General features: G+C 37.6%; 16 protein-coding genes. 2 read left to right on the top strand and 14 right to left on the bottom strand.

Annotated elements, in window-relative coordinates:
• The first annotated feature begins 115 nt into the window (after nucleotides 1–115).
• On the top strand, nucleotides 116–682 hold the full coding sequence (locus QZ548_RS04780; RefSeq protein WP_295868720.1) for an NAD(P)H-dependent oxidoreductase: 567 nt from the start codon (nucleotides 116–118) through the stop codon (nucleotides 680–682).
• A 197-nt stretch (nucleotides 683–879) separates the two neighbouring features.
• Here QZ548_RS04780 and QZ548_RS04785 read toward each other — a convergent pair whose 3' ends face one another.
• Nucleotides 880–1242 carry a MerR family transcriptional regulator gene (locus QZ548_RS04785; protein WP_295868722.1) on the bottom strand — a complete coding sequence of 121 codons (363 nt, stop codon included), beginning with the start codon at nucleotides 1240–1242 and terminating at the stop codon, nucleotides 880–882.
• 66 nt (nucleotides 1243–1308) lie between these two features.
• On the opposite strand from QZ548_RS04785, the gene QZ548_RS04790 reads away from it, so the two are divergent.
• Nucleotides 1309–1689 (top strand): carboxymuconolactone decarboxylase family protein, encoded by a 381-nt coding sequence (locus QZ548_RS04790; protein ID WP_295868726.1) that lies wholly within the window; start codon nucleotides 1309–1311, stop codon nucleotides 1687–1689.
• Between the two features lie 275 nt (nucleotides 1690–1964).
• On the opposite strand, the gene QZ548_RS04795 is transcribed toward QZ548_RS04790, so the two are convergent.
• The 13 genes from QZ548_RS04795 to QZ548_RS04855 form a co-directional block, all read right to left on the bottom strand.
• Complete coding sequence (locus tag QZ548_RS04795; RefSeq protein WP_295868728.1) at nucleotides 1965–3077, bottom strand: IS1249 family transposase; 1113 nt, start codon at nucleotides 3075–3077, stop codon at nucleotides 1965–1967.
• 277 nt (nucleotides 3078–3354) lie between these two features.
• Nucleotides 3355–3681 carry a type II toxin-antitoxin system RelE/ParE family toxin gene (locus QZ548_RS04800; RefSeq protein ID WP_295868731.1) on the bottom strand — a complete coding sequence of 109 codons (327 nt, stop codon included), beginning with the start codon at nucleotides 3679–3681 and terminating at the stop codon, nucleotides 3355–3357.
• 2 nt (nucleotides 3682–3683) lie between these two features.
• A complete protein-coding gene (locus tag QZ548_RS04805) occupies nucleotides 3684–3965 on the bottom strand; it encodes a type II toxin-antitoxin system Phd/YefM family antitoxin (RefSeq protein WP_119208752.1) in 282 nt (93 codons plus the stop codon).
• Nucleotides 3966–4027: 62 nt separating this feature from the next.
• The gene (locus QZ548_RS04810; protein ID WP_295868733.1) at nucleotides 4028–4525 is read right to left on the bottom strand and encodes an ECF transporter S component; all 498 of its coding nucleotides are present in this window, start codon (nucleotides 4523–4525) and stop codon (nucleotides 4028–4030) included.
• Nucleotides 4526–4634: 109 nt separating this feature from the next.
• Nucleotides 4635–4928: a DUF2695 domain-containing protein gene (locus tag QZ548_RS04815; RefSeq protein WP_295868736.1), complete on the bottom strand. Its 294-nt coding sequence runs from the start codon at nucleotides 4926–4928 to the stop codon at nucleotides 4635–4637.
• 57 nt (nucleotides 4929–4985) lie between these two features.
• The gene (locus QZ548_RS04820; RefSeq protein WP_295868738.1) at nucleotides 4986–5750 is read right to left on the bottom strand and encodes a leucine-rich repeat domain-containing protein; all 765 of its coding nucleotides are present in this window, start codon (nucleotides 5748–5750) and stop codon (nucleotides 4986–4988) included.
• Nucleotides 5751–5827: 77 nt separating this feature from the next.
• Nucleotides 5828–6334, bottom strand: coding sequence for a DUF1877 family protein (locus QZ548_RS04825; protein ID WP_295868741.1), 507 nt, complete (start codon nucleotides 6332–6334; stop codon nucleotides 5828–5830).
• A 103-nt stretch (nucleotides 6335–6437) separates the two neighbouring features.
• Nucleotides 6438–7031, bottom strand: a complete 594-nt coding sequence (locus QZ548_RS04830) for a hypothetical protein (RefSeq protein WP_295868742.1) — start codon at nucleotides 7029–7031, stop codon at nucleotides 6438–6440.
• A 38-nt stretch (nucleotides 7032–7069) separates the two neighbouring features.
• Nucleotides 7070–7876, bottom strand: a complete 807-nt coding sequence (locus QZ548_RS04835) for a hypothetical protein (RefSeq protein WP_295868745.1) — start codon at nucleotides 7874–7876, stop codon at nucleotides 7070–7072.
• 25 nt (nucleotides 7877–7901) lie between these two features.
• Complete coding sequence (locus QZ548_RS04840; RefSeq protein WP_295868748.1) at nucleotides 7902–8444, bottom strand: hypothetical protein; 543 nt, start codon at nucleotides 8442–8444, stop codon at nucleotides 7902–7904.
• Between the two features lie 12 nt (nucleotides 8445–8456).
• Nucleotides 8457–9137 (bottom strand): hypothetical protein, encoded by a 681-nt coding sequence (locus QZ548_RS04845; protein WP_295868753.1) that lies wholly within the window; start codon nucleotides 9135–9137, stop codon nucleotides 8457–8459.
• A gap of 71 nt (nucleotides 9138–9208) precedes the next feature.
• A complete protein-coding gene (locus QZ548_RS04850; RefSeq protein ID WP_295868755.1) occupies nucleotides 9209–9640 on the bottom strand; it encodes a hypothetical protein in 432 nt (143 codons plus the stop codon).
• Nucleotides 9641–9660: 20 nt separating this feature from the next.
• Nucleotides 9661–9881: DUF2262 domain-containing protein (locus tag QZ548_RS04855; protein WP_295868757.1), on the bottom strand; the 221-nt coding region annotated here is incomplete at its 5' end.

Here is a 9881-nt window from a genome sequence, read left to right on the forward strand (position 1 = left end):
TATTTATGCGGATAAAATACCACATAGTTATGCGCGCCATAACTGTTAATTGATTTAATGCAGCCAATCACCCTCTCCCATACAGTTGATAATACCCGATTAGAAAGGATTTACCATGAATATTTTAATTATTTATGCCCATCCAAATCAACAGAGTTTTAATAGTGCTATTTTAAAAGTAGTGCAAGAAAAGCTTTCAAAAAATCACAAGGTGAACACCATAGATTTGTATGAGGAGAAATTCGATCCTATATTACGTTTCGATAATACGCACAAACGTCGTGATTTAAACACTGTAACAGATATGGAAAAATATCGTAATCTAATTACTTGGGCAGACCATATTATCTTTATCTACCCTATTTGGTGGGGAGGTATGCCAGCTATACTAAAAGGCTTTATCGATCGTGTCTTTACAGCAGACTTTGCATATTCTTACGGCAAAAGAGGTCTAATAGGTAAATTACAAGGAAAATCTGCTTGGATTATCACCACCCACAACAATCCAGCATTTTTAGTACCATTTAATCAAGACTATGGCAAAGTCTTAAAAAATCAAGTTCTTAAAGCCTGTGGTATCAAACCAATTAAACATACGCAATTAGCTAGCACTGAGAATAGTTCAGATGAAAAGCGTAAACACTTCTTAGCTAAAATAGCAAATATCGCCAACACCATTTAAAAATTCGAGTATTCAATTTCTTCAATAAATCAAAAGAGCCATTAACGTGAGTTAGGTAAAAAATGAGCCTAACTACTGGAACACGTTAACTGGCTCTTTTGTACTTATAATATAGCTTAGAAACCTAGCTCTATATTGATATGATTACCATTGCATCCATATTGATACAAGGCTATATACTATCTACAATAAAAAACCTAATCAATCTCATTTTTCTTTATTACAGTTTCATACAACTCTAACTTATCCTCTAGATTATTCTTATAGCCTTCCAATCGTTTAATTTCGGCATCAATAAATCGATAGTGTTCTTGCAACAGTGTCATTCTTTCATGGACCGTATGAGATCCAGCATATCGTAAATCCGCATATCGCTTGATATTCGCAAGCGGCATCCCCATATCTTTCAAGCGTTTAATAAACTGCACAAACCCCACATCCTCCGCATGGTAATTGCGAATACCGTTCTGTCGCTCGATGTGAAGGAACCCTTGCTCCTCGTAATATCGCAATGTGGAAATGGGCAGTCCCACCAATTTTGAAAATTCACCAATTTTCATACTTTCACCACCTTGACCTCAAGTATACTCGAGCATATATCATACGTCTAGACGGAGGTAATAATTATGAAAGAAACACGTTTTAACATCGGTATGAACACATTGAAACAAATTGATGGGCTGCACGGCGAGGAGGTGTATAACACAATTCAAGAACTTTCACCGGCCATAGCCGATTTATTGGTCGAGCTGTTCGGCGACATCTACACACGCCCCAACTTGGATTTCAAGGAACGGGAACTGATTACACTCGCATCCCTTTTAACGCTGGGCGGTTGCGAGGCTCAGCTTAAAGTACATACCAACGCAGCACTCAACGTCGGTATTGCGCCAGAGCAAATCGTAGAGGTCTGCACACATTGCATCCCCTATGCGGGATTTCCACGCGTACTGAATGCACTGTTTACGGTGAAAGCGGTCTTTGAAGAAAGGAATATCCTGAATTAAAGAGTGAACTGCAATAAAAAGAGAGAGATTCCATCGGAACCCCTCAATGTATATTACATTATAATGGGATTGACGATATATGCCAATCTCATTATAATGTAATAAAGAGATAGCCGACGAGTGCTTCCGTCAGGCTCATCCCAAAACATTATAAAACATGCAGAAATGGCCTTTCGTTTTCAGCTACCAGTTGGTAACGAAGGGCTATTTGTCGTTATTACGACAAATCAGCACTATCAATAATCCAAGGGTTATAGGACAAAAAGTGTGTGTGACTAATCCCAATAAGTTGGAAAATCTGTAGACATATGTAGCTCATTCCAAACAGGAGCATCACCCCATTGAGGGATTGAACGATCTATTTGGCAATAATCAGATAACCGTTTGTAGATAGCAGCAATCGATTCATCTGTAGGCATACAATTTAATATATCTGAAATAGAAAGCGGTCTTGGTGAGTGCATATAGCACCACCAATAGACCGCTTTTAGTCTTCTTTCAAGTGAAAGGCCCCTATGAGCCCGTAACATACTTCTTAGTTGAGCATTTACTCCACCTTCAATACGATTATTTGTTGTAGGTATTGTAATATCAAAACATTCCAAAAAAGTAAATAAAGTTTGTTGCCTAATCAGACGCCATAATGATGATTCAGCCTTAAGCAAACGCTCATGTGTAGAGCGTTTGTTTCCGAATTCATCAATCGTCATTTCTCGTAAAAAATCAGAATATGTCATTCGCCACGCTGAAAGCTCATTAATCCATATAAAGGCTTGATCCATTGTTTTCACATTAAATAAAGCTTTGGCAAGACTATAAAGGTCCTTCCCAGCTAACGTTTTAGGTCTACTTGTCGTATATCGTCTAACCTGACAAAAAATGTGAAACAGGCATCTTTGGTGACTGCTATGAGGCCAAACTTTACGTAATGCTTTAGGCAAACCATTAGCACCATCAGACACAACGACTTTAGGTTCGGCAATCCGTTCCATTAAACACTGCCAAGCTCTAGCATGCTCATAACGACAGACATACCATCCTAGAACATGAGTATCATTGCAACAAATCAAAACACATAAATTCCTAGCTAAGTAAATTCCATCAAGATATACCACATCATGTACTTCTTCCACTTTTGGTGGCAATGGCCATATGGACCAAAATTTAGCGGTTTTACGCCTGAATGTACGACCTTTACCAGGCATATCAGCTTGAATATTGGTGCTGAATAACCAATTCAAGAATAGGCTTAATTCTTTACTTAAATTATTAATTTTAACGGTAAATGCCACCTTACAATGTTTGCAAAACCAACGCTGAGAACCAGATTTTAAAACACCATGTTTAATACATTTTTCATTACAATCAGGACATTTTATTTGTCGCATAAACTCTTCCTCCATATTTGTTTATATATAGGAAGATATAACCTCATTTTAGTCAGTAATTACAAGGGGTGATTGATGTTTTCACCCACACTTTTTGTCCACCCTCAAACTTCTCCAGAAAAAGATTAAACCCTTATAACACTAGTAAATATCTAGTGTTATAAGGGTTTTTACACACACTTTTTGTCCTATAAGCCTAATCCAAAGGAAATAACTACAAAAGGGAGACTCAGAACGGAGTCTCCCTTTATTCATCTATACCAAATCAACTAAACATCTACAATCCTTGCAGAAGTTGTAAATAATCTTGCCGTTGACTAAATATATTATATATGCGCACTTCTTTTTCATCATCAAAGACACGATATAAAATAATATTTTTATTAATAATCAACATACGATAGTTTTTATTACGTAAAACAGTATGTCTTGGAATCATGCCCATATAAGGATTATCCGCTAATAAAAGAATTCTATCCTTAATCTCTTGATAAACAGCCTTGGCAATTTCATTGGAAAAAGATTGCTTTACATGCAAAACAATATGATGCAATGCCTGATCAGCCTGTGCCATAATAATGATACGATAAGCAGCGTCTTCCATAACTATTCGGCCTCAGCTAACAACTGTTCTATGCTGATAAAAGTATCCTCAATAGGACCCATTCTACCTTTTCGTTCGTCTTCCTCAGCCAATGCAATAGCCTCTAATAATTCTATCTGTGCTTTCAATTTATTATAGGTTTCATATCCCATACATACCGTATCACCACGGCCATTCACTGTCATAATACAAGCTTCATCCCTTGTTTTCAAAACTGTAGAGATTTCATTATATTTATTTCTTAAATCCGACGATGGTCGGATACTTTCACGTAATAACCCCATAAAAGCACCTCCTCATATACAAATTATATCATAATTTGTATATGAATTGTGAATCAGTAATCCTATCCCAATCGTTTACGCAAGATTGCATAGAGAATCATACTAACAATGACGCTCATAACGGCTTGAATGGTATTAGTTACAATACCGGCAATGGCTACGCCTGGATCGAATACAAAGTATTCGGCGATAAAATAGCCTGCTACGATAACAATACCGCCTACGATAGTTGCTACCAAGGCAGAAGTAGTTGTCTTATGGTTATAGACAGTACCGACAAGATAGCCTTCAATGCCTTTCACCACAAAGGTGATTGGTACAAAGACTGCGTAGCCGAGGAATAAATCAGCTAACGCTGGGCCGATAGCACCAATATAGGCGCCGGACTTTCGACCTAATAATAGAGCTGACGTCATAATAACGACATCTCCAACATTGAAATAGCCGCGAATGCCAGGTACTGGAATTTTCGTGTACATGGTAAACAGTGTTGCGAGGGCAATCAATACGGCTGTGAGTACTAACGCGGACGTAGTACTGCGGTTTTGAACGTGTTGCATAGCGTCCTCCTTATAAAAATAGACATGTGACTATATCCATCACATGCCTATACTATATACCTTTATAATAACGCCTGCAAATAAAAGGAGTTAACTATAGAAAATACTATTAACCGAACTCTTCAAAACGTTCCTCTACATTGTAGAGAACCTCGCAATCACAACCGCCACCTTCGTTAATAATCCAATCTAGTACGCTTTCAACATCTACCTTTTGTTTTTCTAAAAACTCTCTTGTGAAAGTCAGACTATGATCGCAACCGTCATTTGTTTCTAATTTCTCATCTACATAATCAAAGAGATTCCAAAACAACTCTTCGTCCATAGGTAAGCTATCTTTAAAATTCTGTTTTTCTTTAGCTTTATAGTCTTTCAATAATTCCTTTTTACGCGCTTTATCCATTATGATTACTTCCTTTTATGTCTTATAAGTTATAGCTCATGGCTTATATCTCAAGCCTTATTTCTCATATAATTCTGGTCGTTCTAAAACTGTGCCATATTTTAATTTTGGTAGTTTAACGAATTGAGGATACAACTGCTTAACCTCTTTACAAGATTTTAACGTAAGATGTTCTAAATTATTAAGTTCTAAAATGGGAGAGTAGTCTTTATCTATCACCTTTGCCGTTAAAAAGCTAAAAAAGCGCAACTGTTTCATATGGCGTAAAAATTCTAAGGATTGAACCTTAAGAATTTTAGGAGCGGCGAAGTCACCTTCTAAGGCAAGACTTTCAAGATGTTTTAGATTAGCTAATGGCGTATAATCATCAATTTGTTGAAAGTTTTCAATCGACAGCGCTACTAAATTTACTAATCTTGAAATAGGCTCTAAGCTCGATACACTTCTTCCGGACCCAATGTGTAGATATTCTAGTTCTTGTAAGTTCTCTAATTTTGAAATATCTGGATAAACGCCCCATTTTATATGTAATTTTTTAAGTTTCCGTTGGGTACACACCGCATCAAATAACTCCTGTGGCATTCTTGTACAAAACATGAGTTCCGTAAAAGTATCTGGATGTTCAACTAAAAAATCACACCACTCCTGTAAAATGCGTTTCTTATCTTTAGCAGAATACCCTTCATCTAACTGTGTGCAATTAATCATCAGCTTGTCTTCACCATCATATTCAGAAACCTCAACTACAGATTTTAGTTGTTTCTCATCCTTATGATAGTAGTCAAAGCCATATTTAATTTGCTTTTCTGTTAACACTGCCATTTACAATTCCTCATCTTCGTCAGTCCTATAATTAGTTTATCTATAACCAGAGCCATGTCCAATAGATTATAACGGGCCTAACAAATTGATACGAGCACATGCCCCTTCGCTTCTAGCACTTTTTTATAGAACACCTTCATCTGCTCGAAATCGTGGAGAATCTCATCTTTGATTTCTTCCTCTTCCTCATCATAGTCCCAAATATTTGGGTAAAGCTCTGCTTCTTTGCAAGCAGTCATATCAAAAGATTCGAGTGCACTTTCAATATCAAATTGATCTAGAGCTGCCACGATATTAGCTAAATGATTGTGTTCTGTATATGCTACATAGTCTGATATATCCTCAACAGCCATTACGCCTAGTACCGCTTGGCTAAGAGGATTTTTATCGTCTTTATGGTCAGTGCCCACACCAGTTAGCACAAAATGGAGTACATCCCACATCTTGTCGATATCAAGCAATAACTCATCGTCGTCATTCCACTCTTCAACACTTTCAAGAATTTCCTCTTCTTCTGAGCCCATGGATTTAAGCTCTTTTAAATTTACATCGCTTAAACAGCTATAATTAGCAATCAATCCCATAGTCTAAACCCTCCGTAGATAACTAGTAATCTAGAATCTCCCTAGATATTTAATAATCTATGATTTCTATAAACATTTAATAGAGTATAACCTCCATAGATTATTAGTGGTCAATCTCTGTCAGTAATTCTAGCAATGTAACCTCATATTTATTATTTTTGTCTAACAATGGCTTACATAATAGAAGCACTTGTAAAGAATAGTAGTAGAAACTAAAGAATAGGTCATCCGGAAATACCGCTTCTTCCTCATATCTGAGAATATCTTCGTCTTCATCATACTCTTCAGACCAAAGATATTCTTCGTTGAGCATATCCTCAAATTTAGGTAGTGGATCTGCATGTTCTAGCATAAGCCCATCTCTGATACACTCAGCAATCACAGTAAATAAATCTACCAATTGTTCTACTAAATAATGAGCTACTTCATTCTGAGTTCTCTCTTCTAAGGCTTTCTTAAAAATACGAAGCAAGAAAACCATAGCAAATGGTGTAGCATGCCATAAAGTCGATTGATGTTCAATGTTTTGGGCCAGCTCTTCACCTGCCGCATCAATGGCATCAACGTCCTTCATATCCCACAACACCTCAAGATGAGCAGGAAAATCTGTAGCACGGCCATAAGTTGTGGTTAACCTATGCCACGGTATATCACTGACTTTCACAGTTTCTATATATTGTTTCGTCACAGTATCCATTAAATTTACACCTTTATAGTAACGCATTCTCCCGAAGATTATTTCTGAATAACCTCTTTCACCAATTCATACGTATCTATCAAACGTAGTCTACCTGTTCTTGGCTCATCTGTAATCTCCTCATAGATATCTTCCAACGTGCCTCTTGGTGCTAGTGTCCACAATTTACACGGATATAGTTCAACAGCCCCAATGATTTCTAAATGGTCTAGCAATAGGCCTAGGTCTTTATGATTAAACCAACAGTCGGTATCGATACCGAAATTAGTATTGTCTTTGCGGCAGGCGATTTTACTATTTAAAAACTGCTCCATTGTAGGTTTTTCTTTTTGTAAAAGTCGCGTACAGGCCAAATGGTACTCGATTTTCCGCGGTGATTGATCCACGTCAGATACAAAAATAGCTCCATACTCATTTTCAAACTTAACTGCTAACACGTCGCCCACCTTAAAATGAGGTTCTCGCTTTGTTTTAGATTTACGAACCTTAAGCGGTTTTGGATTTTCACTTTGTAGCTGTACAGCTAATCTATCTAATACCTTTTGACGCTGTTTGAGGGCCTTACTATCAATTTCTAGCCAAAACTCATGAGCGCCCTTCGCGATTATGTCTAATGCTCTCTCTTTGATATCCTGTGGCAGATGACCTATCTTCCACAGCGAATAGGCTACGGCAGTCCAATAAATTTCTGTATAGAATTCGTCAGTGCAAAAATTCTGCTCTTCACCCAAAACTTCTGAAATAATTGTATCAATACTGATACCATCTCTATAGCGCTCAACAATTAAATTATAAATATCATGGCCATCATCACTATCTATGATTTTTACTCCATCAATAGCCATATAATTCTCCTTTTAAACAATACGTCTAGAAAAATAGATTTTGTGATTCTGTAACAGTTCCATCATCTTCATGGAAATAACAAGTATATAAAGGTTCTCGATGTGTAGCGTCATAGAATTTTTGTAATTCAGCAGCCACATTTGCTTCTAAAGGCATGCTTAGTGCCTGAACAACGGTTTCCCATACATCCATTTCTGTATAAGACGCGATTTCATCACGACGATCATTGGCATAGGCTTCGAGAGTAGATATGTCCGTATATTGGCTAGCGTCACAATAATCATGCCAGCAAATGCTATACACCAATAAACGAATTAAATCATCTACACTTTCAGCTATGCGACCACATTCCCCTTCGCTACTCACATACCCGATAGATCCATCCTCTAATTGATGATATTCGCCACCGGCACCATCACGAGCAAAGGCTTTGCCGGGTAAAGAGAATGTGCATCGCCCTTCAGCAGTATCTCGTTCTTCCAACCCATCTAATAGGCAGAAATCAAACAGCATATCAAACTCTTCAGCTAGTTTAGCGTCATTTCGTAATGTTTCTAAATAGTCCATATTGATTACCCCTTATTGCATTTCACCATGAACTTCCACAAATTCATCCTTAATCTGTTGTAGTTCTTTTTTAGCAGCCATGTACTGTTTTAAGTCAATTTGTCCCTTCTCTTTTTGTTCATCCAAGGTCTTTTCTTTGTTTATGATTCTAATCCAGTCTAATTGTGTACTAAAGTCAGAATTAACGCCTTCACTGTCTTCTCGTAACGCAAGCAATGCAGAGACTTCGCCCATGCCGAGATTAAACATGTCGCTTTCAAAATCGATAGGTTCAAAATAATAGCGAACCGTATCCGCCCCAAATTCATCGTCTAATTTGGCCCATTCTGCCCCTGAAAGCACGGTAAACCCAAGCGTATCGTTTCCAAGGCTTTCAGTAAACCAACGCACCTCATAATCAGGCTGAACGAAGTCGTTAAAATATTTGATAGTTACATCCCGATCTTTCTCATCACCGTAAGGAATTTGCAGTTCTTTATCGCCCTTTTGTAGTACAATATCGTCACCATAGGACTTGCCATTACTAACGGTTTGGATGTCGATAGGTTCATCCATCATATCATTGAAATAACGAACCACATCTTCGTCATCCTCGCGCCAGTCAATCCAGACGATAGCTTCAGAATCAAATAAATCATCTAAATCCATATCATGACTGAAGAAATCTTTGACTAATTTATACATATCTTCCATGGTCTCTCTCCTACATATCACTTATATTTTTAGGGAGAATACAACACCAGTATCCCCACTTTAAAACGACTCTATAAGGTTTCGTATATCACATCTTGTTGAGCCATAAAGTTTTCATCAAAAGGAGCCAAAACATATAGATGCCCTGCCGGGGATTCTCCCACATCATAGCCTAGTGCAAATGCATCGTAACAACCTGACTTATCTAGCATTATATCAGTTAAGGTTAGTACAATAGACTCCTCTTGCGGTACTTCCTGTTGTATGAGTTCCTGTGCTAGTTTATCTAATTTATCTAATTGAGTATATAATTGTTCCCACATTGGTAGCGAAAGCACCTTAGCCTCAGTATAATTGGTACAACTAATATTAAGTTTTTGAAAGGCTTGTCCTTCATTCTCTAAGCGATTATTGACCAATCTGCGAGAAACAAAGTAAACGCCATACGGTTCTTCAGACCAGCTTTCAACATTCCATAATGTCATTAATTCCGATTTTCTCATCAGGACGCTCCAGTAGTTAATCATCCTGCAATATCTGCATCAATAGGGTTCCCCTCTGCATCAATATGGGCTATGATGCAGTGCCCCCAGAAAATATCGTCATCGTCATAATAGACCTCTATGGTGCCATCATTGCGGAACGCCAATTCGCCCATAGTAATACGCTTAGCAAATATTTCTGCCGTAATCGGATCTTGGTCATCATTGTCGAGCCAATCGTTAGCGAGGTCTAGCAAGTGTT

The sequence above is a fragment of the uncultured Veillonella sp. genome (assembly GCF_915069625.1).
GTDB lineage: Bacteria > Bacillota > Negativicutes > Veillonellales > Veillonellaceae > Veillonella.

Bases quoted from the DNA above. Each gene is read 5' to 3' on its own strand.
- QZ548_RS04840 (WP_295868748.1), bottom strand. From the start codon at position 8,444: ATGGACTATTTAGAAACATTACGAAATGACGCTAAACTAGCTGAAGAG.
- QZ548_RS04820 (WP_295868738.1), bottom strand. From the start codon at position 5,750: ATGGCAGTGTTAACAGAAAAGCAAATTAAATATGGCTTTGACTACTAT.
- QZ548_RS04830 (WP_295868742.1), bottom strand. From the start codon at position 7,031: ATGGATACTGTGACGAAACAATATATAGAAACTGTGAAAGTCAGTGAT.
- QZ548_RS04800 (WP_295868731.1), bottom strand. From the start codon at position 3,681: ATGGAAGACGCTGCTTATCGTATCATTATTATGGCACAGGCTGATCAG.
- QZ548_RS04780 (WP_295868720.1), top strand. From the start codon at position 116: ATGAATATTTTAATTATTTATGCCCATCCAAATCAACAGAGTTTTAAT.
- QZ548_RS04835 (WP_295868745.1), bottom strand. From the start codon at position 7,876: ATGGCTATTGATGGAGTAAAAATCATAGATAGTGATGATGGCCATGAT.
- QZ548_RS04825 (WP_295868741.1), bottom strand. From the start codon at position 6,334: ATGGGATTGATTGCTAATTATAGCTGTTTAAGCGATGTAAATTTAAAA.
- QZ548_RS04845 (WP_295868753.1), bottom strand. From the start codon at position 9,137: ATGGAAGATATGTATAAATTAGTCAAAGATTTCTTCAGTCATGATATG.
- QZ548_RS04805 (WP_119208752.1), bottom strand. From the start codon at position 3,965: ATGGGGTTATTACGTGAAAGTATCCGACCATCGTCGGATTTAAGAAAT.
- QZ548_RS04815 (WP_295868736.1), bottom strand. From the start codon at position 4,928: ATGGATAAAGCGCGTAAAAAGGAATTATTGAAAGACTATAAAGCTAAA.
- QZ548_RS04850 (WP_295868755.1), bottom strand. From the start codon at position 9,640: ATGAGAAAATCGGAATTAATGACATTATGGAATGTTGAAAGCTGGTCT.
- QZ548_RS04795 (WP_295868728.1), bottom strand. From the start codon at position 3,077: ATGCGACAAATAAAATGTCCTGATTGTAATGAAAAATGTATTAAACAT.
- QZ548_RS04785 (WP_295868722.1), bottom strand. From the start codon at position 1,242: ATGAAAATTGGTGAATTTTCAAAATTGGTGGGACTGCCCATTTCCACA.
- QZ548_RS04810 (WP_295868733.1), bottom strand. From the start codon at position 4,525: ATGCAACACGTTCAAAACCGCAGTACTACGTCCGCGTTAGTACTCACA.
- QZ548_RS04790 (WP_295868726.1), top strand. From the start codon at position 1,309: ATGAAAGAAACACGTTTTAACATCGGTATGAACACATTGAAACAAATT.